Annotated in this window: 18 protein-coding genes and 1 pseudogene; 3 read left to right on the top strand and 16 right to left on the bottom strand. The window is 71.9% G+C overall.

The window, feature by feature from the left end; translation table 11 throughout:
• Positions 1-126 precede the first annotated feature (126 nt).
• From topA to bldG, 7 genes are all read right to left on the bottom strand, one after another.
• Positions 127-3,036: a type I DNA topoisomerase gene (gene topA / locus ORI94_RS06065; protein ID WP_266073168.1), complete on the bottom strand. Its 2,910-nt coding sequence runs from the start codon at positions 3,034-3,036 to the stop codon at positions 127-129.
• A gap of 267 nt (positions 3,037-3,303) precedes the next feature.
• Complete coding sequence (locus tag ORI94_RS06060) at positions 3,304-3,501, bottom strand: hypothetical protein (protein WP_266073167.1); 198 nt, start codon at positions 3,499-3,501, stop codon at positions 3,304-3,306.
• Positions 3,502-3,766: 265 nt separating this feature from the next.
• The gene (locus tag ORI94_RS06055) at positions 3,767-5,296 is read right to left on the bottom strand and encodes a N5-glutamine methyltransferase family protein (protein WP_266073165.1); all 1,530 of its coding nucleotides are present in this window, start codon (positions 5,294-5,296) and stop codon (positions 3,767-3,769) included.
• A 170-nt stretch (positions 5,297-5,466) separates the two neighbouring features.
• Complete coding sequence (locus ORI94_RS06050) at positions 5,467-6,057, bottom strand: small secreted protein (RefSeq protein WP_266073163.1); 591 nt, start codon at positions 6,055-6,057, stop codon at positions 5,467-5,469.
• Between the two features lie 196 nt (positions 6,058-6,253).
• Positions 6,254-8,659: a sodium-translocating pyrophosphatase gene (locus ORI94_RS06045; RefSeq protein WP_266073161.1), complete on the bottom strand. Its 2,406-nt coding sequence runs from the start codon at positions 8,657-8,659 to the stop codon at positions 6,254-6,256.
• Between the two features lie 510 nt (positions 8,660-9,169).
• A complete protein-coding gene (locus ORI94_RS06040; protein ID WP_266073159.1) occupies positions 9,170-9,607 on the bottom strand; it encodes an ATP-binding protein in 438 nt (145 codons plus the stop codon).
• 113 nt (positions 9,608-9,720) lie between these two features.
• A complete protein-coding gene (bldG, locus tag ORI94_RS06035; protein ID WP_003991900.1) occupies positions 9,721-10,062 on the bottom strand; it encodes an anti-sigma factor antagonist BldG in 342 nt (113 codons plus the stop codon).
• Positions 10,063-10,141: 79 nt separating this feature from the next.
• Between bldG and ORI94_RS06030 the strand changes: the two genes are divergently transcribed.
• Positions 10,142-12,679, top strand: a complete 2,538-nt coding sequence (locus ORI94_RS06030; protein WP_266073143.1) for a DEAD/DEAH box helicase — start codon at positions 10,142-10,144, stop codon at positions 12,677-12,679.
• Positions 12,680-12,765: 86 nt separating this feature from the next.
• On the opposite strand, the pseudogene ORI94_RS06025 reads toward ORI94_RS06030, so the two are convergent.
• From ORI94_RS06025 to ssd, 7 genes and pseudogenes are all read right to left on the bottom strand, one after another.
• Positions 12,766-12,975, bottom strand: a pseudogene (locus tag ORI94_RS06025) (Rv3654c family TadE-like protein); the annotation flags it as partial.
• Positions 12,976-13,316: 341 nt separating this feature from the next.
• Positions 13,317-13,682 carry a TadE family type IV pilus minor pilin gene (locus tag ORI94_RS06020; protein ID WP_266073141.1) on the bottom strand — a complete coding sequence of 122 codons (366 nt, stop codon included), beginning with the start codon at positions 13,680-13,682 and terminating at the stop codon, positions 13,317-13,319.
• The gene (locus tag ORI94_RS06015; RefSeq protein ID WP_266073242.1) at positions 13,669-13,878 is read right to left on the bottom strand and encodes a DUF4244 domain-containing protein; all 210 of its coding nucleotides are present in this window, start codon (positions 13,876-13,878) and stop codon (positions 13,669-13,671) included. Before ORI94_RS06015 ends, ORI94_RS06020 begins: the two co-directional genes overlap by 14 nt.
• Positions 13,879-13,971: 93 nt before the next feature.
• Entirely contained in the window at positions 13,972-14,760 is a 789-nt protein-coding gene (locus ORI94_RS06010) for a type II secretion system F family protein (RefSeq protein ID WP_266073139.1), read from the bottom strand.
• On the bottom strand, positions 14,757-15,614 hold the full coding sequence (locus tag ORI94_RS06005) for a type II secretion system F family protein (RefSeq protein ID WP_416237783.1): 858 nt from the start codon (positions 15,612-15,614) through the stop codon (positions 14,757-14,759). The genes ORI94_RS06010 and ORI94_RS06005 overlap by 4 nt, the downstream gene beginning before the upstream one ends.
• 157 nt (positions 15,615-15,771) lie before the next feature.
• On the bottom strand, positions 15,772-16,989 hold the full coding sequence (locus ORI94_RS06000; protein ID WP_266073138.1) for a TadA family conjugal transfer-associated ATPase: 1,218 nt from the start codon (positions 16,987-16,989) through the stop codon (positions 15,772-15,774).
• A 197-nt stretch (positions 16,990-17,186) separates the two neighbouring features.
• Positions 17,187-18,287, bottom strand: coding sequence for a septum site-determining protein Ssd (ssd, locus tag ORI94_RS05995; RefSeq protein ID WP_266073137.1), 1,101 nt, complete (start codon positions 18,285-18,287; stop codon positions 17,187-17,189).
• 576 nt (positions 18,288-18,863) lie between these two features.
• On the opposite strand from ssd, the gene ORI94_RS05990 reads away from it, so the two are divergent.
• Positions 18,864-19,697, top strand: a complete 834-nt coding sequence (locus tag ORI94_RS05990; RefSeq protein ID WP_266073135.1) for an HAD family hydrolase — start codon at positions 18,864-18,866, stop codon at positions 19,695-19,697.
• A 400-nt stretch (positions 19,698-20,097) separates the two neighbouring features.
• On the opposite strand, the gene ORI94_RS05985 is transcribed toward ORI94_RS05990, so the two are convergent.
• Together ORI94_RS05985 and ORI94_RS05980 are read right to left on the bottom strand one after the other, a co-directional pair.
• Positions 20,098-20,922 (bottom strand): oxidoreductase, encoded by an 825-nt coding sequence (locus ORI94_RS05985; protein ID WP_266073133.1) that lies wholly within the window; start codon positions 20,920-20,922, stop codon positions 20,098-20,100.
• A gap of 94 nt (positions 20,923-21,016) precedes the next feature.
• The gene (locus ORI94_RS05980; RefSeq protein ID WP_266073131.1) at positions 21,017-22,288 is read right to left on the bottom strand and encodes a hypothetical protein; all 1,272 of its coding nucleotides are present in this window, start codon (positions 22,286-22,288) and stop codon (positions 21,017-21,019) included.
• A gap of 336 nt (positions 22,289-22,624) precedes the next feature.
• Here ORI94_RS05980 and ORI94_RS05975 point away from each other — a divergent pair, with 336 nt between their 5' ends.
• Entirely contained in the window at positions 22,625-25,201 is a 2,577-nt protein-coding gene (locus tag ORI94_RS05975) for a bifunctional SulP family inorganic anion transporter/carbonic anhydrase (RefSeq protein WP_266073129.1), read from the top strand.
• The last annotated feature ends 212 nt before the right edge of the window (positions 25,202-25,413 follow it).

Below are 25,413 nucleotides of genomic sequence, written 5' to 3'. Positions count from 1 at the left end.
GCGCCGACACCCCGGACCTCCGCCCTGGCATGCGCACGTCCCGGCACCGAAGCGCTGCCGGGACGTTCGCGTTCCGAACCCCCGGCGAAGATCCACGCCTGGGGACGGGCAGGTCCTGAAGGCCCCTCAGTCCTCGGTGCCGGCGCCGTTCGATGCGGCCGTCGCCTTCTTCGCGGCGGTCCTCGTCGCGGCGGCCGTCGCCGTCGTCGTCTTCCGCGCCGTCGTCTTCGCCGCGGCCGTGGTCTTCTTCGCCGCGGTCTTCTTGGCGGCCGCCGTCTTCTTCGCCGGAGCCTTCTTGGCCGCCGCCGACTTGGCCGGAGCCTTCTTGGCCGTCTTCTTCGCCGTCTTCTTGGCGGGCCCCTTGGCGCGCTTCTCGGCGAGCAGCTCGAATCCGCGCTCCTGGGTGATCGTCTCGACGCTGTCGCCGGAGCGGAGGGTCGCGTTGGTCTCGCCGTCCGTGACGTACGGGCCGAAGCGGCCGTCCTTGACGACGACCGGCTTCTCGCTGACGGGGTCGGTGCCCAGCTCCTTGAGCGGCGGCTTCGCCGCGGCCCGCCCACGCTGCTTGGGCTGGGCGTAGATCGCCAGCGCCTCCTCCAGCGTGATCGTGAAGAGCTGGTCCTCGGACTGCAGCGACCGCGAGTCGGTGCCCTTCTTCAGGTACGGCCCGTACCGGCCGTTCTGCGCGGTGATCTCCACGCCCTCCGCGTCGGCGCCCACCAGGCGCGGCAGCGACATCAGCTTCAGCGCGTCGTCGAGCGTCACCGTGTCCAGGGACATCGACTTGAAGAGGGAGGCCGTACGCGGCTTGACCGCGTTCTTGCCGGTCTTCGGGGTGCCCTCGGGGAGGATCTCCGTGACGTACGGACCGTAACGGCCGTCCTTGGCGACGATCGGGCGGCCCGTCGCCGGGTCGGTGCCCAGCTCGAAGTCACCGCTCGGCCTGGCGAGCAGTTCCTCGGCGTACTCCACCGTCAGCTCGTCGGGCGCCAGGTCCTCGGGAACGTCGGCTCGCTGGTGGTTCTCGGAGTCCTTCTCGCCGCGCTCGATGTACGGGCCGTAGCGGCCGACCCGCAGCACGATGCCGTCGCCCACCGGGAACGACGACACCTCGCGCGCGTCGATCGCGCCCAGGTCGGTCACCAGCTCCTTGAGGCCGCCGAGGTGGTCCCCGTCGCCGTTGCCCGCCTCGGCCGCTCCGCCGCCGGTGCCGCCCGCGGGGAAGCCGCTGCCGGGGGCGCTCTCACCGAAGTAGAACCGCTTGAGCCACGGCACGGACCGCGCCTCGCCGCGCGCGATGCGGTCGAGGTCGCCCTCCATGCGCGCGGTGAAGTCGTAGTCGACGAGTCGGCCGAAGTGCTTCTCCAGCAGGTTGACGACGGCGAAGGAGAGGAAGGACGGCACCAGGGCCGTGCCCTTCTTGAACACGTAGCCGCGGTCGAGGATCGTGCCGATGATCGACGCGTACGTCGACGGGCGGCCGATCTCCCGCTCCTCCAGCTCCTTGACCAGCGACGCCTCGGTGTAGCGGGCCGGGGGCTTGGTGGCGTGGCCGTCGGCCGTGATCTCCTCGGCGGCGAGGGCGTCGCCCTCGGTGACCTGCGGCAGTCGGCGCTCGCGGTCGTCGAGTTCGGCGTTCGGGTCGTCCGCGCCCTCGACGTAGGCCTTCAGGAAACCGTGGAAGGTGATGGTCTTACCGGACGCGGTGAACTCGACGTCGCGTCCGTCGGCCGCCGTGCCACCGATCTTCACGGTGACGGAGTTGCCGGTGGCGTCCTTCATCTGGGAGGCGACGGTCCGCTTCCAGATCAGCTCGTAGAGCCGGAACTGGTCGCCGGTCAGGCCGGTCTCGGCCGGGGTGCGGAAGCGGTCGCCGGAGGGGCGGATCGCCTCGTGCGCCTCCTGCGCGTTCTTCACCTTCCCGGCGTAGGTGCGCGGCTGCGGCGGCAGGTAGTCGGCACCGTACAGCTGCGTGACCTGGGCGCGGGCGGCGGTGACCGCCGTCTCGCTCAGCGTCGTCGAGTCCGTACGCATGTAGGTGATGTAGCCGTTCTCGTACAGCTTCTGCGCGACCTGCATGGTGGACTTCGCGCCGAAACCGAGCTTGCGGCTCGCCTCCTGCTGCAGCGTCGTCGTACGGAACGGGGCGTACGGCGAGCGGCGGTACGGCTTGGACTCGACGGACCGCACGGAGAACCGGGTGTTCTCCAGGGCGGCGGCCAGGGCGCGGGCGTTCGCCTCGTCGAGCTGGAGGGTGTTCGCGCTCTTCAGCTGCCCCAGGGAGTCGAAGTCGCGGCCCTGCGCGACGCGCCTGCCCTCGACGGACTGCAGACGGGCGACGAGCGTCGACGGGTCCGACGCGTCTCCGGCGCGGCCGGTCGCGAAGGTGCCGGTCAGGTCCCAGTACTCGGCGGAACGGAACGCGATGCGCTCGCGCTCCCGCTCGACCACGAGCCGGGTGGCGACGGACTGGACACGGCCGGCCGACAGCCGGGGCATGACCTTCTTCCACAGGACCGGCGAGACCTCGTAGCCGTAGAGGCGGTCGAGGATGCGGCGGGTCTCCTGGGCGTCGACCAGCTTCTGGTTGAGCTGGCGCGGGTTGGCCACGGCCGCGCGGATCGCTTCCTTGGTGATCTCGTGGAAGACCATCCGCTTGACCGGGATCTTCGGCTTGAGCACTTCCTGCAGGTGCCAGGCGATGGCCTCGCCCTCGCGGTCCTCATCGGTGGCGAGGAAGAGTTCGTCGGATTCCTTCAGCAGGTCCTTGAGCTTCTTGACCTGGGCCCGCTTGTCGGCGTTGACCACATAGATCGGCTGGAAGTCGTGGTCGACGTCCACACCGAGACGGCGGACCTCACCGGTGTACTTCTCGGGCACCTCCGCGGCGCCGTTGGGAAGGTCGCGAATATGCCCGACGCTCGCCTCGACGATGTAGCCAGGGCCGAGATAGCCCTTGATCGTCTTCGCCTTGGCAGGCGACTCGACGATGACGAGTCGGCGGCCGCCCTTCGCGGTCTCGCTGGTCGGGGACAACTTCGCTCTTCTCTCCGGTCGACGCTGGGGCCTCCCCGGGCTCTCGGCCCGAGGTCGGGTCTGCATGCACGGTTCGTGCCGCTGCGGAGTGTGACGGTACATCCCACCCCCGTGTCAAACGGGAAAAGCCCGCAACGGCCACTCGAACGGTAACCCGACTTGCACCGTTCCTGCCGCCCGGACCGCCCAGACCCTGCCCGCCCCTGTGCGGAGCGCGACCTCTCGGTTACCAAAACCCCCTGTTCGCCCGCGTTCCCCGGCCGGCCCTCAGAGGCGGGTGAGGCACCACACCCCGACGAGGAGGGAGATCAGCGAGACCAGGCTCGCGACGGTGACCGAGGCGACCGGGCCCACCCCCTGGGCCACGGGGCGACGCCGGCGGACACTGATCGCGGTCCAGGCCAGCAGCCCGCCCCCGAACAGGCAGAACACCATCCCCGCGAAGACCGCCGGTCCGCTCTCCATGGTCCCCCGAACCCTTCTTCCCGGCCGCTGTGCCGGCCCGGGGGTGAGGCTGGCACGCGCGAGCGGCGGGAAGGCGAACCGGAAGTGAACGCGGGGGCGACGGGGACGGGTGCGAGGGCGGCCGACCTCGGTGAGGGCGGTCGACCTCGGCAAGGGTGTCCGAAACCACTCGGAAGTTGGCGAACCCACCACCCTCCCGAGCCCTTCTTCCCTCCCGAGCCCTCGATCCGCCCTCACCGTCGTCCGGGCCGAAAGTCCCGCACCGTCATCTCACCGGCTCCAGGAAGCCCTGCTCGACCAGCAGCCGGATCTGGGCCGGGGTGCGGTCGCGCAGCACGACCGGGTCCTCGCCGAGGAGCTGGGCGATGGCGTCGAGGATGCGGCCCGCGCTCATCGTGCCGTCGCTCACCCCCGCGAAGCCGGCGCCGATGGTGTCCACCCGGGTGGCCCGGCGCATGCCGCGGTTCTGGCGCAGCACCACATGCTCCGGGTCCTCCGCGCCGGGCAGCCCGACCTGTTCCTGCACCACCTCGGCGGCCAGCTTGAAGCGTGCCGCGAGCAGCGCCGCGTCGTCGTGCGCGCGGAGGTGGTCGAGCCGCTCGAAGTGGGCCCGCACCGTGTCCCCGAGCGGCTGCTCGACCGGATGCGGCCATTCCTCCACCGTGACCGACGGCAGGTCGGCGCCCGACTTGCGCAGCGTGATCCAGCCGAAGCCGACCGCCTTCACCCCGCGCGCCTCGAACTCGTCCAGCCAGGCGTCGTACCGCGCCCGGTACTGGGCCGTGTCACCGCGGTGGTCGCCGGCGTCCCGCAGCCACAGCTCGGTGTACTGGCTGACGTCCTGCACCTCGCGCTGCACGATCCAGGCGTCGCACCCACGGGGCACCCAGGACCTGAGCCTGTCCTGCCAGTCCTCCCCTTCGACGTGCTGCCAGTTGGCGAGGAACTGCGCGAACCCTCCGTCCCCGAGCCGCTCCCCCGCCTCCTGAACGAGCGTGCGGCACAGATCGTCCCCGCCCATACCGCCGTCACGGTAGGTGAGCCGCGCGCCCGGCGAGATCACGAAGGGCGGGTTGGAGACGATCAGGTCGTACTTCTCGTCCGCGCGGATCGGCGCGAACAGCGACCCCTCGCGCAGGTCGGCGGCCGGAGCCCCGGAGAGGGCCAGGGTGAGCGCGGTGATGTGCAGCGCGCGCGGGTTGACGTCGGTGGCCGTCACGCGCGTGGCGTGCCGGGTGGCGTGCAGCGCCTGGATGCCGGAGCCGGTGCCGAGGTCAAGCGCGGAGGCCACGGGCGTGCGGACGGTGATGCCGGCCAGGGTCGTGGACGCCCCGCCGACGCCGAGGACGACGCCCTCGTGCGCACTGCCGATGCCGCCCGCGCCGCCGACCGCGCACCCGAGGTCGGACACGATGAACCAGTCCTCGTCCGCGGGCCCGCCGTACGGCCGCACGTCCACGGTCGCGGTGACGTCGCCCGCGCCGGCGCGGACCAGCCACCCGTCCTCCAGGCAGGCGCCGACGGGCAGCACGTCCGCCACACGCGCGTGCGGCACGGGCTGCTGCAACAGGAAGAGGCGCACGAGCGTCTCCAGCGGGGTGTCCCCGCGTGTGGCCCGGAAGGCGGGCACGGTCTCGCTGCGGGCCAGCGCCGCGTACGCGGGGGCGCCCAGCAGTTCGAGCAGTCCGTCGGCGGTGAAGGAGGCCCCGAGCAGCGCGTCCCGGAGGCGGGCGGCGGTGTCGGGACGGTCGGACGAGGGCAGGGGCGGCAGGCCGGTGTTACTCACGCCCTCCATTGTGGCCGCCGCCCTCTCCCCGCGCGTGCCGTGGCCCGCCGTGACCGGCCGCGACCGCCACGGCGGTGGCAGCCGTCGCGGGTCACGGCCGTGGGGGCCGGCGCGGCCGGCGCGGCCGGCGCGGCGGCCCCGTGATCACGGGGTGAGGGCGGCTGCGCGCCGGCGCGCCGTCAGCCCGTCGTGGACTGCGCCGGACCGGTGGCCGTCTTGCAGCTGGGCTGCCGGGCCATCGCCTCGCCGACCTCGCCCTCCTCCAGCGTCTTGAGGGCGTCGTTGCCGCTCTTGCTGAGCTTGTCCAGCTCGGCGGCGATGTCCTTCAGACCGTCGGCGAACTTCGCCTGGTCGTCCGTGTCGAGTCCGTCGACCTGCTTCTTCAGGGAGGCGTACGAGGCGGAGATGCCGTTGAGTTCCTTGACCGCGTCCGTCTGCTTCTTCTCGCCGTTCTCCACGTCCGGCGCCCCCGCCTTGGTCACGGCCGCACCGATCGCCTTGTAGGCGTCGGACATGTCCTGGAAGGCTTTCGAGTCGGTCTTCCGGACCTCTTCCGGGGTGCTGTTGTCCGAGGTCTCCTTCTGGATCGCGGCGTTGGCGGCCTGGATCTTCTTCGCCTGCGGCTGTACCGCGCCGCAGACCTGGTCCGCCCAGGAGTTCAGCTTCTCGTTGTCGTCGTCGCCGCCGCATCCCGTCAGCGCCAGTACCAGTACCGCACCGCTGGACAGCGCGGCCGCGAGCTTCTTGTTCACCGGATCGGCCCCTTCCATGACTCCCGGCCCCGGAAGATACACGCCGGACGCGCGACACCTCCCCGACGAATGTCTGCTGAGACCACCATTGAAGCCATTTGCACCATCGAGAGAAGGCTCATGACGAGGGGCTCACCGCACACAGCGCGGGCGGGCGACGCGTCATCACGACGCGCTGCCCGCCCGCACCTCGGACGGGGACTCGGTGGCGTGCCTACGAAACCACCGCCGGGTCGGCCGATGTGGAGTCCGGTTCGGCATCGCCTTCGGCGCCCATGGCGATCCCACGCCGTTTGGACACGTACACCGAGCCGACGATCACAGCCAGGGCGAGGACCGCGATCAGCACCCGTACGCCGACGTTCCTGTCCGCGCCGTAGGAGAACTGGATGACCGCGGGCGCGATGAGCAGCGCGACCAGGTTCATCACCTTCAGCAGCGGGTTGATGGCCGGTCCCGCGGTGTCCTTGAAGGGGTCGCCGACGGTGTCGCCGATGACGGTCGCCTCGTGGGCCTCGCTGCCCTTGCCGCCGTGATGGCCGTCCTCGACGAGTTTCTTCGCGTTGTCCCACGCGCCACCGGAGTTGGCGAGGAACACCGCCATGAGGGTGCCCGAGCCGATCGCGCCCGCGAGGAAGGCGCCGAGTGCCCCGACGCCGAGCGTGAACCCGATGAAGACGGGTGCCATCACGGCGAGCAGACCGGGTGTGGCGAGTTCGCGCAGGGCGTCCTTGGTGCAGATGTCGACGACCTTGCCGTACTCCGGTTTCTCGCTGTAGTCCATGATTCCGGGCTTCTCGCGGAACTGCCGCCGCACCTCGAAGACCACCGAACCCGCCGACCGCGACACCGCGTTGATCGCCAGTCCCGAGAAGAGGAAGACGACCGCCGCGCCCGCGATGAGCCCGACGAGGTTGTTGGGCTGCGAGATGTCCATCATCAGGCTCATCGGGGCGCCCTCCCCGCTGAGCCGTTCGCCCACCTCCCGTGCGCCGGTGGTGATGGCGTCGCGGTACGAGCCGAACAGCGCGGCCGCCGCGAGAACCGCCGTGGCGATGGCGATGCCCTTGGTGATGGCCTTGGTGGTGTTGCCGACGGCGTCCAGGTCGGTGAGCACCTGGGCGCCGGCACCCTCCACGTCGCCGGACATCTCGGCGATGCCCTGCGCGTTGTCGGAGACCGGTCCGAAGGTGTCCATCGCGACGATCACACCGACCGTGGTGAGCAGGCCGGTACCCGCGAGCGCCACCGCGAACAGCGCCAGCATGATCGACGTACCGCCGAGCAGGAAGGCCCCGTACACGCCGAGGCCGATCAGCAGGGCGGTGTAGACGGCCGACTCGAGCCCGAGGGAGATACCGGCGAGCACGACGGTGGCCGGGCCGGTGAGCGAGGTCTTCCCGATGTCCTTGACGGGGCGCCGGGTGGTCTCGGTGAAGTAGCCGGTGAGCTGCTGGATGAGGGCGGCGAGGACGATACCGATGGCGACCGCGACGAGCGCGAGGACCCGCGGGTCGCCGTCCTTGCCCTGGATCGTCGCGTCCGTGACACCGTCGAGCCCGGCGTACGACGACGGCAGATAGACGAACACGGCGATCGCGACCAGGACGACCGAGATCCCCGCGGAGATGAAGAAGCCGCGGTTGATCGCGCTCATCCCGCTGCGGTCGGTGCGTCTGGGGGCCACCGCGAAGATGCCGATCATCGCGGTGAGGACGCCGATCGCCGGCACGAGCAGCGGGAAGGCCAGTCCGGCGTCGCCGAAGGCGACCGAGCCAAGGATCAGCGCGGCCACCAGCGTCACGGCGTACGACTCGAACAGGTCGGCCGCCATGCCCGCGCAGTCGCCGACGTTGTCGCCCACGTTGTCGGCGATGGTCGCGGCATTGCGCGGGTCGTCCTCCGGAATACCCTTCTCGACCTTGCCGACCAGGTCGGCGCCGACATCGGCGGCCTTGGTGAAGATGCCGCCGCCGACCCGCATGAACATCGCGATGAGCGCGGCCCCGAGCCCGAAGCCCTCGAGCACCTTCGGCGCGTCGGCCGCGTACACGAGCACCACGCAGGCGGCGCCCAGCAGACCGAGTCCGACGGTGAACATGCCGACCACACCGCCCGTACGAAAGGCGATCCTCATCGCTTTGTGCGAGACGGCGGTGAGATCCTTTTCCGGCTCTCCCGGAGCCGGTGTCGCCTCGCGGGCCGCCGCGGCGACTCGCACGTTGGCGCGGACGGCGAGCCACATGCCGATGTATCCGGTGGTCGCCGAGAACGCCGCTCCGATCAGGAAGAAAACCGATCGTCCGGCACGCTGGTTCCAATCGTCCGCGGGCAGCAGCAGGAGCAGGAAGAACACGGCTACGGCGAATACGCCGAGCGTGCGAAGCTGGCGGGCCAGATAGGCGTTGGCACCCTCCTGGACCGCTGCGGCGATCTCCTTCATTTTTTCGGTGCCCTCGCCGGCCGCGAGCACCTGGCGCACCAGGATGCCCGCGACGGCCAGCGCTGCCAGTGCTACGAGCCCGATGACCACCACGAGCACACGGTTGCCGTCGGTCAGCACGGCAGCTGCGAGGGAGAGGGGTTGGCCTGGCTGATGTGAGAGCGAAAGCTCCGCCATTCGTCCTCCTTGACGCTTGGGCTGAGCTCAAGATGTGGACGGGATTGTAGGTACCCGGAACCTGATCAAAACAGAGTGCGTTAAATGTAAATGGCCGCACGTGCTCTTCACGCAATGATCGCCGGACGACCCGGGAACCACAATCCGTAATGCCACTGAGGCATTCGGGGGACCATTCACCTGATCAGGCGGATGATCCTTTCGGTGATCGCGCAAAAACCTTTTTGATCACCTGGCTGGTCGTGAATGAATTCACGCGGTGAACGGCGCTGCGGACAGCCCGCCCGGAGCCGCTCGCACGCTCCCGGGCGCACAGGACCGTATGCCCGGGGACCACCCGGAGGGGACTGAGGGTGAGGACGGAGCCTGAGGGCGGAGCGCGGGGGCGGCCGGTACAGGGGCCACTGTAGGCGCGGGCGATCACACCCGCACATGCCGAAGGGCCCCACAGGTGGTGGGGCCCTTCGGTACGAGCGAGTCGGGCACGCCCGACCAGACGGGTCAGACGGGTCAGACGGGGAAGGTGGCCGGCGGCGTGGTGGACCACCTCATGCGGATCGATCCGCCGTGTTCCCCGGCACTGACCTCGACATCGTCGACGAGTCCGCTGATGACCGCGAGGCCCATCTCGTCCTCCTCGATCTCGGCCTCGGTGCTCCCGGGACCCCCGCCGGGCGTGCGCCCGCCGGGAACCGCGTGGGGCGCCTCGTCACCGACCTCGATGGAGAACTGCTTCTCCTCCTCGATCAGCAGCACCTTCACAGGGGCCGAGATGCCGCCGTTCTGGTGCAGTCCGACGGCACGCGTGCACGCCTCACCGACGGCCAGCCGGACCTCGTCGAGGACGGCCTCGTCCACTCCGGCCCTGCGCGCCACCGCTGCCGCCACCAGGCGGGCGGTCCTGACATGCTCGGGCAGCGCGCTGAAGCGGAGCTCAACGGTGGCCATGCATCCCCCTCGCAGACTTCGGGCGTGCTGTGGGGAGGCACCGGGCCGCCGAAGAGCCCGGTCCTCCTCGTACTTCACTGCTGCTCCCGGACGCGGACGCCCGGGACCGGTGATCAGTCGGTGGCCGCCACCGCTTCCTCGACCGAGGTGTGGATCGGGAACACCTTGGTGAGGCCGGTGATACGGAAGATCTTGAGAATGCGCTCCTGGTTGCAGACCAGGCGCAGCGAGCCCTCATGGGCACGCACACGCTTCAGGCCGCCGACCAGCACGCCGAGTCCGGTTGAATCGAGGAAGTCCACACCCTCCATGTCGACGACAAGGTGGAAACTGCCGTCATTCACCAGCTCGACCAGCTGCTCGCGCAGCTTGGGCGCGGTATATACGTCGATTTCGCCACCGACCCTGACGATCGTGCGATCGCCCATGGTCTCGGTCGACAGGGACAGGTCCACGGATCCTCCAGCACCTAGCTTTCGAGCGGTCGCCCTTGGGGCATCTCGGCTCAGCCCCCGGGACGGTTCGCCAGCCGCGATGGCATTCAATCACTTACCGGCAGGCGTGCACGACGCCTTGGACCCATTGTCCGTCATGCCGGTGACACACTCGGTGCCGATGGCCAAGAATCTCCGACCCGATCGGCCCCCGGCGGACAGCACACCCCGGCCCTCGCCGGGGGCGCTCCTCGACCGGCTCGCAGCCGGACCGAGCAGGGCTTCGCGCATTACTCATACGGAGCACTTGCCCCCGCGCGCGGGTCGCCATGCCGTCTGGCCGGACCGGATCCGGGCGGAGGTGCTCGCCGCCGTGCAGGCCGCGGGCATCGACCATCCGTGGGCCCACCAGGCACGCGCCGCCGAGCACGCCCTCGACGGCGAGTCCGTCGTGGTCGCCACCGGTACCGCCTCCGGCAAGTCCCTGGCGTATCTCACGCCCGTCCTGTCGGCGCTCCTGGACGGCTCCGAGGCCCCGAACGGCCGCGGCGCGACCGCCCTCTACCTGGCCCCCACGAAGGCCCTGGCGGCCGACCAGTGCCGTGCTGTGAAGGAACTTTCACAACCTTTGGGCCATTCGGTGCGCGCGGCGGTCCACGACGGCGACACCCCGTTCGAGGAACGCGAGTGGATCCGCCAGTACGCCAACTACGTCCTGACCAACCCCGACATGCTGCACCGGGGCCTCCTCCCGTCCCACGCCCGCTGGTCCTCCTTCCTGAAATCGCTGAAGTACGTCGTCGTCGACGAGTGCCACACCTACCGGGGCGTCTTCGGCTCGCACGTCGCCCAGGTGCTGCGCCGGCTGCGCCGCCTCTGCGCCCGCTACGGCGCCTCGCCCGTGTTCCTGCTCGCCTCCGCCACCGCCGCCGAGCCCGCGGTCGCCGCCCGCCGTCTCACCGGTCTGCCGGTGGTCGAGGTCGCCGACGACGCCTCACCTCGCGGTGAACTGGTGTTCGCCCTCTGGGAGCCTCCGCTGACCGAGCTGCACGGCGAGAAGGGCGCCCCCGTCCGGCGTACGGCCACCGCCGAGGCCGCCGACCTGATGACCGACCTCACCGTCCAGGGCGTCCGCTCGGTCACCTTCGTGCGCTCCCGGCGCGGCGCCGAGTTGATCTCGGTGATCGCCCAGGAACGCCTCGCCGAGGTCGACCGCTCGCTGGCCCGGAGGGTGGCGGCCTACCGGGGCGGCTATCTCCCCGAGGAACGCCGCGCCCTCGAACGTGCCCTGCACTCCGGCGAACTCCTCGGACTGGCCGCGACGAACGCCCTGGAACTGGGCGTGGACGTCTCCGGTCTGGACGCCGTGGTGATCGCCGGTTATCCGGGAACCCGGGCGTCCCTGTGGCAGCAGGCGGGCCGAGCGGGCCGGTCCGGGCAGGGCGCCCTCGCCGTCATGGTCGCCCGTGACGATCCCCTGGACACCTTCCTCGTCCATCACCCCGAGGCCCTGTTCGACCGGCCCGTGGAATCCACCGTCCTCGACCCCGACAACCCCTACGTGCTCGCCCCGCACCTGTGCGCGGCGGCCGAGGAACTACCGCTGACGGACGAGGATCTGGCACTGTTCGGCCCGGCCACCGAGGAGCTGCTGCCGCAGCTGGAGGCCGCGAAGCTGCTCCGCCGCCGGACGAAGGCCTGGCACTGGACCCGCAGGGAACGGGCCGCCGACCTGACCGACATCCGCGGGGAGGGCGGCCGTCCCGTCCAGGTCGTCGAGGACGGGACGGGACGGCTGCTCGGCACGGTGGACGCCGGCGCCGCGCACACGACCGTCCACGAGGGCGCGGTCCACCTGCACCAGGGCCGCACGTATCTCGTCCGCTCCCTCGACCTGGAGGATTCCGTCGCCCTGGTCGAGCAGGCCGCCCCGGCCTACACGACGGTCGCCCGCGACACGACGTCGATCTCCTTGCTGGAGACGGACACCGAACTCCCTTGGGGCGACGGCCGTCTGTGCTTCGGCTCCGTCGAGGTCACCAACCAGGTGGTCTCCTTCCTGCGTCGACGTGTCATCACCGGCGAGGTGCTCGGTGAGACGAAACTCGACCTGCCGCCCCGTACGCTGCGCACCCGCGCGGTGTGGTGGACGGTCACCGAGGACCAGCTGGACCGGGCCCGGATCAACCCGGAGATCCTCGGCGGCTCCCTGCACGCTGCCGAGCACGCTTCGATCGGCATGCTGCCCCTCTTCGCGACCTGCGACCGCTGGGACATCGGCGGGGTCTCCGTCCCCCTGCACCCCGACACCCTGCTGCCCACCGTCTTCGTCTACGACGGTCATCCGGGCGGGGCCGGCTTCGCCGAGCGCGCCTTCCACACCGCCGGCGACTGGCTCACCGCCACCCGGCAGGCGATCGCCTCCTGCGAGTGCGAGGCCGGGTGCCCGTCCTGCATCCAGTCCCCCAAGTGCGGCAACGGCAACGAGCCTTTGCACAAGCGAGGTGCGGTACGGCTCCTCACGGTGCTGCTGGAGGGGGCACCGGTGAAGGAGGACGGGGCGGGGGAGAGCGAGGCGGAGCGGGCGGGCAGTACGGGCCCGACGGGCGGTATGGCGGCGGAGGCCGGCCCGGGGTGAGCGGCAGCGGGGGCCACCGGACCGGCCGGCCCCGCCCGTGCCCTGACCTCCGCCTCGAACAGTGCTCGTCCTGCGGCCACCGACACGTCCGAGACCTCGCCCTCGAGGGTGCACCGCACCAGGCGCGTGCCCTGTGCCCCGGCCACCCGGTCGGCCCGCGCGCAGGCCGCCGTCGTACCGTCCATCCACCGGCCCGCCGCCGCCAGCGCGGCGAGATCCGCACCGCCGGCCGCCCGGTGCCGGACCACGACGGCCTGTCCCAGGGTGAGGACGGCGCCGAAGACGACACACAGCACGGTGATCGCCCCGACGCTCCAGACGGTCGCGGAACCCCGGTCGGGTACCTGTCCGGAGTACCGGCGCCGACCTGGGGGCCGGGCCTGGTGCCGGCGGTACTCCTGACGCCGGTCCGCGTCCCGGCACCGGTCGGGCTCCTGGTGGCGGTTGCCGTCCGGGCTCAGTCCCCGCCCGGGCCCGGCCGCCTCCCGTCCGGCCTGTGCGGCGCGCCCTCCGGCACGCTCCCCACGGGTACGGCGCTCGGCCCTCCGGTCCGACGGACCGGCTCCACACCCCCGCCCGCGCCCTCGGCCACGCCCCCGGTCGCTCTGCCGTCGCCGCCTGTCACGGAGCTCCTGCTTCACGTGTCCGCCCCCACGGTCTCCTCCACGGCCGCCACCGCCTCCTCCCGTACGTCGAAGGGCAGTCCGTGCAGCAGCGGGGGCCTGGCCACGACCGTCACGCGGACGTGCGTCGCCTCCCGGCGCACGGTGACCTCCGCGCCGGACGGTGCCGCCCGGCGGGCCACCTCGGCGACGGCACCGGGGGAATCCTGCCGGGCCGCCGCGCGGGCACCGGTGCGGGCCGCGTCCACGCACCGGATCTGCGCCGCCACCACCAACAGCGCCCACACCAGCGCCATCGCGAACATCACCAGTACGGGCAGCACCATCGCCGACTCCGCCGTCACGAAGCCGCGGTCCGAGCGCCGTTCACATGTCGCCATCGAGCGCCTGCTCCACGATCCTCGTCAGCGCCTCGTCGACCGGGCCGCTCGTGACCACCTTGTAGAGCACGACGGCGAAGGCCACCGCCGCCACGATGCCCATGGCGTACTCGGAAGTGACCATTCCGGCGTCCTTCCGTGAGGCGCGCCCCCTGCACAGCAGGGCATACAACCGAGCCCGTACCACCTGCACCACCTGATACATCTCCACTCCTTCATGCGAAAGTCCTGTTGAAACACCACTCGCCTGTCTGACGGTTCGTCCTGCCGCCGTTCCGGTTCCCTCCCGTCATCGACCACCTCCTCCCAGCACCCCGCCGGCGAGTCCGATCACCACGGGCAGCACGCCGACCGCGATGAAGGCGGGAAGGAAGCACAGCCCGACCGGCGCGGTGACCATGACGGCGGCCCGCCGTGCCCGTGCCGTCGCCTCGCGGGCCCACTGCGCGCGGGAGTCCGCGGCGAGCCGCGCGACGGGCGCGGCCATGGGGAGTCCGGACACGTCAGCCCGTTCCAGCAGCCTGGCCAGGGCCGCGGCTCCCGGCACAGCGGCCAGCCGGCGCCAGGCCTCGCCCGGTTCCCCACCGAGCCGTACCTCCGCCGCGCCTCCGGCCAGCGCGTCCCCGACCGGCCCGCCCAGGGCCTCACCGACGGCCTGCGCAGCGGGCACGGGTCCGGCGCCGGCCGCGATGCAGGCGGCCAGCAGATCGGCGGCAAGGGGGAGTTGCCGTGCCGCACAGGCCTGCGCGCGTTCCCGCTCGTGCGCGCCGGCCACCGTCTGCCGCAGGCGCCATCGCCACAGTCCGGTGGCGCAGGCCAGCCCGACCAGTACTCCGGTGGGACCGCCCACCAGTAACCAGCCCGCGCAGGCCACGCCAGCCGGAGGCAGCCAACCGCGCGCACCTTCCGGCACGGTGAGGCGCGGCCGGGCAGTCGCCTGTCCTTCGGCCAGCATCTCGGCCAGCCGTCGTCGCAGCCGGCGCTCGCACCGCACGTGGCGCAGCCACCAGGCCGGCCAGCCGAGCGCCAGCGCCGCCCCCACCACAATCCCCAGCCTGTGGACAGCCTCGCCGCTCATGCCGACACCTCCTCGGCACCCCGCATGATCCGCAGCACCCACCACAGCCCCAGGCCCTCCAGGACCCCGCCGGCCACGAGACAGCCGAGCCCCGACGGGGTGTGCAGGAGGACGTGCAGGGGGTCGGCCCCGAGTGCGGCGCCGAGCCCGAGCCCCAGGGCGGGGAGCCCTGCGAGTACCACCGCGGTGGCGCGGGCACCGGACAACTGGGCGCGCAGGTCGGCACGCTGGTCCCGTTCGGCACGCAGCGCCGCTTCCAGCCTGTCCAGTCCGGCCGCGAGTCCCGCCCCCTGGTCCACGGCGACCCGCCAGCACGCGGCGAGTCCCCGGAGCCCTTCGGCGCCCGGCTGCCGCGCCGCCGCCGCGAGCCCTTCCGGCACGTCCCCGCCGAACCGTGCCGCCGCCAGCACCGCCGCCTGGGCGGCACCGAGCCCACCGGAGTCCCGCACGGCCGGTGACAGCGCCTCACCCGGCTGCCGCCCCGCGCGCACCTCCCCGGCGAGCGCCCCGCACAGTGCGATCACCGCGTCGCCCCGGCGCTCACGGGCCCGGCGCTCCCCAGCGGCCAGCCGCCCCCGCCGCAGCAACGGCACCCCGACCGCGCCCGCGACGAGCGGCAGCGCCGATGCGCCCAGCAGCGCGAGCACCGCCCCGGCGGCCAGGGCCCACCATTCGGCCCGCAGTCTTCCCCGGATGCGTCCCCACGCGCGGATCACCCGGGGCCATCCCGGTGGCCCGCTCCCGACCGGCCCCCCGTGGGCCAGCAGCAGCCGCGCCCGCCTGGCTCCGGCCCGCCGGCCGCCCAGCAGCCACGCGGCGGCCCCCAAACACGCCATGGCCGTCCCCACCGACATCCCGGTCGGCATCCCGGCAGTCCCGTTCACCCTCGGTCCTTCCTCACCGTCTGCTGTCTCCACCGGTTCAGCGGCCCTTCGGTCAAGGGCTCCTCGGTCAAAGACCTCTCGTCCAGAGGCCGACCTCCCGCGAGCCGGCCTCCCACGAGCCGCCCGCTCACAGTCCGCCGCCGTCGGCGCCGCCGCTCCGGAGCAGGACCCGCAGCCGCTCCCATCCCCGCTCGGGGACGAACGCGTCGGAGCCCCAGCGCAGGGCGGGCACGGTCCGCACCAGCCCCGACGCGTCCCGTTCCAGCACGTGCAGCTCAGCGATCCGCCGCCCGCCGGTCCGGTCGCGGACGAGGTGCAGCACCACGGACAGGGCAGCTGCCAGCTGGCTGTGCAGTCCGAAACGGTCGAGCCCGGCCGCCGTGCCGAGCGCCTCCAGCCGGGCGGGCACGTCCGCGGCGGCATTGGCATGGACGGTCCCGGCGCCCTCGTGTCCGGTGTTGAGGGCCGCCAGCAGATGGACCACCTCGGGGCCGCGCACCTCACCCACGACCAGCAGGTCCGGCCGCATCCGCAGCGCCTGGCGCACCAGGTCCTCGAGCGTGACGAGCCCGGCGCCCTCCTGGTTCGCGGGCCGGGTCTCCAGGCGCACGACGTGCGGATGGTCGGGCCGCAGTTCGGCCGAGTCCTCGGCGAGGACGATCCTCTCGTCCGGACCGACCAGCCCCAGCAACGCGCTGAGCAAGGTCGTCTTACCGGTCCCGGTGCCGCCGCTGACCAGGAAGGACAGCCGTGCGTCGAGCAGTGCGCGCAGAATCCGGTCGCCGCCCGGCGGCACCGTGCCGGCCGCCGTCAGTTCGTCCAGGGTGAAGGCTCGGGGCCGTACGACGCGCAGCGACAGGCAGGTGCAACCGACGGCCACCGGGGGCAGCACGGCGTGGAGCCGCGTCCCGTCGGGCAACCGCGCGTCGACCCAGGGCCGGGCGTCGTCCAGACGGCGGCCTGCCACGGCGGCGAGCCGCTGGGCGAGCCTGCGTACGGCCACCGCGTCCGGGAAGGAGACGCCCGTCAGCTCCAGTCCGCCGCCCCGGTCCACCCAGACCCGGTCGGGCGCCGACACGAGCACGTCGGTGACCGACCGGTCGGCGAGGAGCGGGTCCAGCGGTCCGCTGCCGATCAGTTCGGACCGCAGGTGTTCCGCGGCGCCCAGCACTTCGGCGGCACCGAGCACCCGCCCCTGCTCCCGCAGGGCCTGAGCCACCCGCGCGGGCGTCGGTTCGGACCCGCTCTCCGCGAGCCACCGCCGTACTCCGTCGAGCAGTCCGGGAGGCGCCCCCGGCCCACTCCCGGCGGCGCTCACCGGCGTACCGGGCGTCCTTCCCGCCATCGGCGCCCCGGCCCCGTGCCCCGCCGCCCCGCCGCTACGGGAGCCCGCGGCAGCCACACCGCCGCCCCCGCCACCGGCCGGGGCCATGTCCCCGAACCCTGTTGGTGGCGTCCCCCACGACTCCGGGGGCAGGGCAGCCTCCCGGCCGCCCGCCGGCATCCCGTGCGGCCCCTCCGGCCTCTGACGTACTCCGATGTTCATGCGGCCCTCGCCTCCACCAGCGCCCGCTCCCAGAACTCCTTGCAGAACCGGGCCAGTGGGCTCCGGCTCGACGCCCCGGGTGGCCGTCCCGAACCGGGCGGGCGCTGCAGTCCGGGCTCGACGGGTACGTCGCCCACGAGAGGCAGGCCGAGCAGCCGGGCCACCTCCCGGTCGTCGAGGCCGGGCGCGTACGGGCCGCGCACCGCCACCCGCAGGTCCCGCAGCACCATGCCGACGGCGGAGACGACGCGTCCGGCCGCCGCGACGGCGCGCAGTTCGGCGGGGACCACCAGGAGCCCGAGGTCGAGTTGCGCGAGGATCTCGGCCACCCCGCCGTCGACGCGCCGGGGCAGGTCGACCACGACCGCGCCGCCCCCTCGCCGGGCCGCGGCGAGCACCGCCCGTACGGCCTGCGGCGGCACGGTGACGCAGTCGCCGCGATCCCAGCTGAGCACCCGCAGGGAGTGCAGTTCGGGCAGCGACTCCTCCAGGGCGCCACCGCCGACCCGCCCCCGTGAGGCGGCGAAAGCGGGCCAGCGCAGCCCTTCCGCCGTTTCGCCGCCGAGGACCACGTCGAGTCCGCCGCCCAGCGGATCCGCGTCCACCAGGAGGGTGCGCAGCCCCTCACGCGCCGAAGTGACGGCGAGCGCGCACGCGAGCGTGGAGGCGCCGGCCCCGCCCCGGCCGCCGAGGACGCCGACGGTCAGGGCCGGCCGGCCCACGCCCTCGGCCACATCGGCGATGCGGTCGACCAGCCACTGCTCGCCATCGGGCAGCATCAGCACATGGTCGGCGCCGATCTCGACGGCCCGGCGCCAGACCCCGGAGTCGTCCTGGTCGCGGCCGACCAGCACCACTCCGCGCCGCCGCGCGGCACCGCGCACGCGCCGCGCGGCGTCGTCCCCGACGAGGACGAGCGGTGCGGCCTCCCAGCTGCCCCGCTGCTCCGGTACCCCGTGGTGGACCTCCGGGGTGGCACCGGCCGCCGCGCACAGGCGCAGCAGATCGTCGAGAAGTCCGGCGTCCTCGGTGACGATCAGCGGTCCGCCCGGCCGGCCTCCGGCGGCGGGCGGATCGTGTGTAACGGTTCCTGCCATTTCCTTCCCCCTTCGCTGCATCACGCGCCGCCTCTGCGGCCCCGCGATTCCCAGACGTGTGAAGAACCGGCAAGCGGTCTTCTTATGAACGGCCGGTGGAAACCGGCCGTACGCGACTCGGCAAACGGAACGGGCGGTGAACCCGCCGCGAGCGGGACGCGCTGGAATCACGGTGCGGCGATCCGGAAAATCGTGTGGATCTTGGTCGAAAACTGTGGACAGTCCGACGCCTGTGAATATCGCCGTCACCCGTACCGGTGAGTCCCGGGCACCCCTGGGAGAATCTCGCAGAGCACCCCAATGACTACGCAGAGCAACGAGCCATGGGCATGACAATCAATCCGGGCAGGGCCGTCGAGCGGCGCCTCGGCTGTGAAGAGAAGGAGGAAAACCCACCCGGACATGCGACGACCCCCGCCGGGGGGGAGAGCGGGGGTCGTCCCCACGGCCGACTCGGGGGGGGAGGAGCCGGACCGGGTTAGCACGGTCGCGAACGATCCGTGACTTCCATGGTGTACCCGAGAGCCCTCTCAGGCAAACCCACGCGCCACACCTTACGCCGAATGGGCTGCCCCTATGCTCAGGGGCGTGGAAAACCACTCACTGCCCCGTACAGCCGCCTTCTTCGACCTGGACAAGACGGTCATTGCGAAGTCGAGCACGCTCACGTTCAGCAAGTCGTTCTACCAAGGCGGTTTGATCAACCGCAGGGCAGTCCTGCGTACCGCGTATGCCCAGTTCGTCTTCCTGGCCGGCGGCGCCGACCACGACCAGATGGAGCGGATGCGCAAGTACCTGTCCGCACTGTGCCGCGGCTGGAACGTCCAGCAGGTCAAGGAGATCGTCGCCGAGACCCTGCACGACCTGATCGACCCGATCATCTACGACGAGGCCGCCACCCTCATCGAGCAGCACCACACCGCCGGCCGCGACGTGGTGATCGTGTCCACCTCGGGCGCCGAGGTGGTCGAGCCGATCGGCGAGCTGCTGGGCGCGGACCGGGTCGTCGCCACCCGCATGGTCGTGGGCGACGACGGGTGCTTCACCGGGGAGGTGGAGTACTACGCGTACGGGCCGACGAAGGCCGAGGCGATCAGGGAGCTGGCCGAGTCGGAGGGCTACGACCTCGCCCGCTGCTACGCCTACAGCGACTCGGCGACCGATGTACCGATGCTGGAGTCCGTGGGCCACCCGCACGCCGTGAACCCGGACCGGACGCTGCGCCGCGAAGCCGTCGCGCGCGCATGGCCGATCCTGGACTTCCACCGGCCCGTCCGGCTCAAGCAGCGCATCCCCGCGCTCTCCGTCCCGCACCGCCCGGCCCTTGTGGCGGTGGCCGCGATAGGAGCCGCCGCGGCCACCGCGGGCCTGGTCTGGTACACCAGCCGACGCCGCGCGCCGGTGGCCTGACCGGGCACAGCGAAGACGCACCCGCGGGTGCGGGTTTCCGTCCGGCACCCGGACGCCCGATCGGCGCGCCTTCGAACCCAAAAGTAAAGAAGCGGGCCCTCCACTTCCGCTTGCTTGGAACCTGGAGTACAAAGGACTCAACGGCCCGCGAGACCAAGGACATCCGAGAGGATCACCTTCACAACGCATTTGGCCCCACGGACCGAGCATGGCCACAGGGCACCCACGCGACGTCGACCCGTCGATTACGGGCCAGCCGCACCAGGGACGGGCAGAGTTCCCGACCTGATGGGTACATATCGAGGACGCCTGGTAACCAGGTGGACATGCCAGCGGCGGTACGAGAACTCGTACCGCCGCATTTCTGCGCAGGCCCCCGCACTCGGGCCCCGAGCGCGCGTTACGCCGCCCCGCGCTGCAGTGCCTCGCACACCGCCGTGGACTCGCGTGCCCCCAGCTCGACCGCCCGGCCGCAGTGGGCGATCCAGGCGGCCACACCCCCGGGGGTGCCGGAGACGTAGCCCTCCAGCGCCGTCAGATAGGCCTCGCGGCCCAGCTCGGCGTGACCGACCTCGGCAGGGCAGACCGACTTCGGGTCCAGTCCGCTGCCGACCAGCACGATGCGCTCGGCCGTACGTGCGAGAAGGCCGTTGTGGGAGGTGAAGGGGCGCAGCGCGAGCAGTTCGCCGTGCACGACGGCGGCCGTGACCAGCGCCGGGGCGGGACCGCCCGCGATGATCAGTCCGGCCAGGCCCTCCAGCCGACCGTGTGTCTCCGCCGAGCCGGGCAGCGGAAGGCCGATCAAGGGCTCGTCGACCCGCTCACCGTCCTTCCTGGGCCGTCCGACCCGGTCGGCCCGGTCGGCTGCCGCCACCAGGTGCAGCCGGGCGAGCACCCTCAGCGGGGACTGCCGCCAGATGGTCAGCAACTGGCCCGCCTCGGCGGACAGCCGCAGCGCGGCGCCCATCGTGCGTGCCTCGTCGTCGGTGCCGAAGTCGCTGCGCCTGCGCACCTCCTCCAGCGCCCAGTCCGCGCCGGACAGCGCGGCCGAGCCGCGGGCGCCGCGCAGCGCCGCCTCGGAAGTGATCTCGTTGCTGCGCCGCCGCATGACCCGGTGTCCGTAGACGCGGTCCACGGCCTTGCGCACGGTTTCCACGGATTCGGCCACACCGGGCAGCGAGCCCAGGGCCGCGAGCGGATCGGCGGTCGCCCCTGTCGTACTCATGAGTACGACATTACGCACCCCCGGCGCCCGCCCCTCGAAGGAGTGGCCTTCCTCACGCCGGACCGCCGCTCGCGGCCACGGCGGAGACCGCCGCTCACCCCTCCGCGGCGGGTGCCCCGGGTACGCCCTTGGGAGCCGGGGCGGGACTGGCGGACAGGAAGGACTTCCAGCCCTGCTTCGGGGCCTCGCCCACATTCAGGGTGCGCAGCTTCTCCAGGGTCTGCGGGTCCTGGGCGTCCAGCCAGTCCGCGAGCTGCCGGAAGGAGACGCAGCGCACCTCCGGCTTGGTGCACACCGCCTCGACGGCCTCCTCGACGGCGCGCATGTAGGTGCCGCCGTTCCAGGACTCGAAGTGGTTGCCGATGACCAGAGGTGCCCGGTTGCCGTCGTAGGCCCGCTGGAAGCCCGCGATGAGGCCGTCCCGCATCTGGTCGCCCCACAGTTCGTGCTTCGCGGGGTCGCCCTGGGTGGTGGTGCCGGACTGGTTGACCATGAAGTTGTAGTCCATGGTGAGCTGCTCGAAGGAGTGCCCGGGGAACGGGACGAGCTGCAGCGACAGGTCCCACAGGCCCCGCTTCTTCTTCGGCCACACCTGGTTGTTGACGCCACTGGTGTCGTAACGGAAGCCCAGTTCGCTCGCGGCCCTCGTGAAGTTCTCCTGACCTTCCAGGCAGGGGGTACGGGCGCCGATGAGCTCCTTGTCGTAGTCGAAGGGCAGGGGGGCCGCGTCCTTCATGCCGGTGTGTGTCTTCCAGGACTTCACGAACTCCTTGGCCTGGGCGATCTCGTCCTTCCACTCCTCCACCGACCATTCGCCGACCCCGCCGTCGGCACCACAGAAGTGGCCGTTGAAGTGGGTGCCGATCTCGTTGCCCTCCAGCCACGCGAGGCGCAGCTGCTCCACGGTGGCCGCGATGCCCTCCGCATCGTTGAAGCCGATGTCCGAACGGCCCGGTGAGTGCTGCGGCGGGCGGTACAGGTCCCGCTTCTCCTCCGGGAGCATGTACACGCCGCTCAGGAAGTACGTCATGCTCGCGTCGTTCTCCCTGGCGACCTTGCGGAAGTGCGAGAAGAGCTTCTGGCCGTCCTCACCCGCGCCGTCCCACGAGAAGACGACGAACTGCGGGGGCTTCTCGCCGGGCTTCAGCCGCTCGGGCTCGGTCAGGTACGGCTGCTCCCCGGTGTACGCGGTGGAGCCGTCGCCGATCAGACGGACCACCTTCTCCGGCGCGGGCGCCGGCTTCGCCCTCTCGGGGCCGTGCGACTCCTTTCCGGGTCCCTCGGCGCCGGTTCCGCAGCCGGCGAGCGAGGCGGCGCAGACCGCGGTGATCACGGTGCCCACGGCGATCCTTCGGGTGGCGGCCATGTCCGCCCACCTTCTTCCTTCTCTCGGGCCAACCCTGGCGGGGGCGATGTCTGGTGCCGTGTCGGCCCAGGCCGACAGAGCCGCCAAGGTCGCACGCAATCGAGAAGGAATTAGTACGACAAGCCGATGGAATGCCCACTTCACCCGTAAAGGTGATTCATTGCCCCATTTACCGGGAAAATCTATGCCTGCCCTTTACTCTGGATTACGATCCGTTTACTGATAGTTGGGATCCCCTCGTTCCGACGCCGTGCCCCAGGGCCGCGTCCCCCTGCAGTCGATCGGGTCACCACCCCCTTTCCGTGACCGCGCAGCCCCCCGGAGGAGACGGGAAACATGCCAGCCTGTGTTCCCACCCACGCCGCCGACCCGAACCGGCCCGAACGCGCTCATCCACCGCACAGTCCGCCACCGGCCCGGCCGCCCCGGCCCCGCCGCCTGCGCATCGCGGGCGCCGACCTGTCGGCCGCCGTGGCGGTCTTCCTGATCGCCCTGCCCCTGTCGCTCGGCATCGCCCTCGCCACCGGCGCGCCGCTCCAGGCCGGCCTGGTCGCCGCCGCCGTGGGCGGAATCGTCGCCGGACGGATCGGCGGCTCCCCGCTCCAGGTCAGCGGTCCGGCCGCCGGACTCACCGTCGTCACCGCCGACCTCATCCAGCAGTACGGATGGCGGACGACCTGTGCCATCACCGTCCTCGCCGGGCTCGCCCAGATCGGCCTGGGCTGCCTGCGGGTGGCGCGCGGCGCGCTCGCCGTCAGCCCTGCGATCGTGCACGGCATGCTCGCCGGCATCGGCGTCACCATCGCCGTCGCCCAGGTACACATCGTCCTCGGCGGCACCCCACAGAGCTCCGTCCCCGACAACCTCCGGGCGCTTCCAGCCCAGTTGGCGAACGTGGACCCCGCCGCCGTCGCGGTGAGCGTGCTCACCCTGGCCCTGCTCCTGCTGTGGCCGAGACTGCCCGGACAGGCCGGACGCCTTCTGCGCAGGATCCCCGCCGCTCTCGTCGCCGTCACCGGGGCCACCGCGACGGCCGCAGCGGCCGGACTCGTCCTGGCCGAGGTCGACCTGCCGTCCTGGCGCAGCCACGCATTGGCCGGGCTCCCCGAAGGGCCCGTGCTCGGGCTCGTCGCCGCCGTGCTCACCACCACGCTGGTGTGCAGCGTTCAGTCGCTGCTGGGCGCGGTCGCCGTGGACAAACTGGTGTCCCGGCGCCCCGGCCCGGGCCAAGTCCCACGCTCCGACCTGGACCGCGAACTGCTCGGCCAGGGCAGCGCGAACATCGCCTCCGGCTGCCTCGGCGGCCTGCCCGTGGCCGGGGTGGCCGTGCGCAGTTCCGCGAATGTGCACGCAGGTGCCGTGAGCCGGAACTCCACGATGCTGCACGGCGTTCTCGTAGTGGTCGCCGCGTTGCTGATGGTTCCCCTCCTGGAGCTCATCCCGCTGGCCTCGCTCGCTGCCCTGGTGATGGCCGTCGGCATCCAGATGGTGTCCCTGCACCACATCCGCACGGTGACCCGCCACCGTGAAGCCCTGGTCTACGCCGTGACCGTCGTCGGCGTGGTCTTCGCGGGAGTCCTGGAGGGCGTGGCCCTGGGGATCGCCGTCGCCGTGGGCGTGGCCCTGCACCGTCTCACCCGCACCCGGATCACGCATGAGGAGAAGGAAGGAGTCCATCACGTACATGTCCGAGGACAGTTGACGTTCCTGGCGGTGCCGAGGCTCAGCCGGGCCCTGCATCTCGTGCCCCAGGGGGCCACAGGTGTCGTGGCGTTGGACGGCTCGTTCATGGACCACGCGGCGTACGAGGCTCTGCACGACTGGCAGAACACGCACACCGCCCGGGGCGGGGCGGTGGAGATCACCGGGCGCCGGCCCGGAGTGGGCGTGCGGATCGCCGAGCCCGCGGTCCTCGCCTCCTCTCCCGCGGCGGACGAGACCGGCGTGCCGTCCAGCGCCGGGTGCCGCTGCCGGCCCTGGACCGCCTGGCGCAACCACCAGTGCGAGCCCCCGCTCTCCGCACCGGACGACGACCTGGGCGACCACGGCAGCCATAGCGCCGGAGACGCTGGTGGCGGGCAGAGTGGTCCCCGCGGGCGGCCGAAGCCGCCCGGCGTGGGGAACGACCCGTCGGGTACGGGGAACGACCCGTCGGGCACGGGCTCAGCCGTGGGCACGGGGTTGGACACCGCCTCCGGCACCGGCACCGTGTCAGGTGTCGGCAATCCGGAGACGTCCGGGACCGGGACCGACCTGGTGCGCGGGCTCAGTACGTTCCAGCGGAGCACCGCTCCTCTGGTGCGCGGTGAGCTGGCCCGGCTGGCGCGCGAGGGGCAGCAACCGACGCAGCTGTTCCTCGCCTGCGCCGACTCCCGGCTGGTCACGTCGATGATCACCTCCAGCGGCCCGGGCGACCTGTTCGTGGTCCGCAATGTCGGCAACCTCGTGCCACCGCCCGGCCAGGGGAGCGGCGACGATTCAGTGGCAGCCGCCCTCGAGTACGCCGTGGAGGTGCTGGCGGTGCGGTCCATCGCGGTGTGCGGGCATTCGGGCTGCGGTGCGATGCAGGCACTGCTCGACCCCCAGCCGGACGGCGCCCGCACCCCGCTGAGACGGTGGCTGCGGCACGGGCTGCCGAGCCTGGAGCGCGTGCGGGACACGAGCGGGCCCCGGGTGCGGCTGGCCGGGCGGGCACCGGCGGACACGGCCGAGCAGCTCTGTCTGGCCAACGTCGTCCAGCAACTGGAGCACCTGCGCGCCCACGAATCGGTGGCCCGCGCCCTGAAGGACGGGCTCCTGACGCTCCACGGCCTTTATTTCCACGTGGGTGAGGCACAGGCATATCTCCTCACCGAGGCGGACGGAGGAGAGCGGGTGTTCGACCGGGTACGGGCCGAGGACCTGGCACCGTGAGGGACGGCGACCGGACCCCGCAGGCACACGAGGCAGGGCCGAGGCTGAACCGCACATCACCGGCGTCCGTGGGTAGGGGTGACCTCTGGCCACGGAAGCAACCGGTCGACCTCGAAAGGTCTAAACCACTTTGCCGTCGACCCTTGTCAGCGCACCCCTGGTTCTGATGAGCTGTGGCCTGGGACACAACGGACACTCCGGGAAAGGCAGAT

Source organism: Streptomyces sp. NEAU-W12, assembly GCF_026242095.1.
Classification (GTDB): Bacteria; Actinomycetota; Actinomycetes; order Streptomycetales; family Streptomycetaceae; genus Streptomyces.
This window is presented reverse-complemented; position numbering and strand designations above follow the sequence as displayed.

Bases quoted from the DNA above. Each gene is read 5' to 3' on its own strand.
- ORI94_RS06060 (WP_266073167.1), bottom strand. From the start codon at position 3,501: ATGGAGAGCGGACCGGCGGTCTTCGCGGGGATGGTGTTCTGCCTGTTC.
- ORI94_RS06055 (WP_266073165.1), bottom strand. From the start codon at position 5,296: ATGGAGGGCGTGAGTAACACCGGCCTGCCGCCCCTGCCCTCGTCCGAC.
- ORI94_RS06050 (WP_266073163.1), bottom strand. From the start codon at position 6,057: ATGGAAGGGGCCGATCCGGTGAACAAGAAGCTCGCGGCCGCGCTGTCC.
- ORI94_RS06045 (WP_266073161.1), bottom strand. From the start codon at position 8,659: ATGGCGGAGCTTTCGCTCTCACATCAGCCAGGCCAACCCCTCTCCCTC.
- ORI94_RS06040 (WP_266073159.1), bottom strand. From the start codon at position 9,607: ATGGCCACCGTTGAGCTCCGCTTCAGCGCGCTGCCCGAGCATGTCAGG.
- ORI94_RS06030 (WP_266073143.1), top strand. From the start codon at position 10,142: ATGGCATTCAATCACTTACCGGCAGGCGTGCACGACGCCTTGGACCCA.
- ORI94_RS06020 (WP_266073141.1), bottom strand. From the start codon at position 13,682: ATGGCGACATGTGAACGGCGCTCGGACCGCGGCTTCGTGACGGCGGAG.
- ORI94_RS06010 (WP_266073139.1), bottom strand. From the start codon at position 14,760: ATGAGCGGCGAGGCTGTCCACAGGCTGGGGATTGTGGTGGGGGCGGCG.
- ORI94_RS06005 (WP_416237783.1), bottom strand. From the start codon at position 15,614: ATGTCGGTGGGGACGGCCATGGCGTGTTTGGGGGCCGCCGCGTGGCTG.
- ORI94_RS06000 (WP_266073138.1), bottom strand. From the start codon at position 16,989: ATGGCGGGAAGGACGCCCGGTACGCCGGTGAGCGCCGCCGGGAGTGGG.
- ssd (WP_266073137.1), bottom strand. From the start codon at position 18,287: ATGGCAGGAACCGTTACACACGATCCGCCCGCCGCCGGAGGCCGGCCG.
- ORI94_RS05990 (WP_266073135.1), top strand. From the start codon at position 18,864: ATGCTCAGGGGCGTGGAAAACCACTCACTGCCCCGTACAGCCGCCTTC.
- ORI94_RS05985 (WP_266073133.1), bottom strand. From the start codon at position 20,922: ATGAGTACGACAGGGGCGACCGCCGATCCGCTCGCGGCCCTGGGCTCG.
- ORI94_RS05980 (WP_266073131.1), bottom strand. From the start codon at position 22,288: ATGGCCGCCACCCGAAGGATCGCCGTGGGCACCGTGATCACCGCGGTC.
- ORI94_RS05975 (WP_266073129.1), top strand. From the start codon at position 22,625: ATGCCAGCCTGTGTTCCCACCCACGCCGCCGACCCGAACCGGCCCGAA.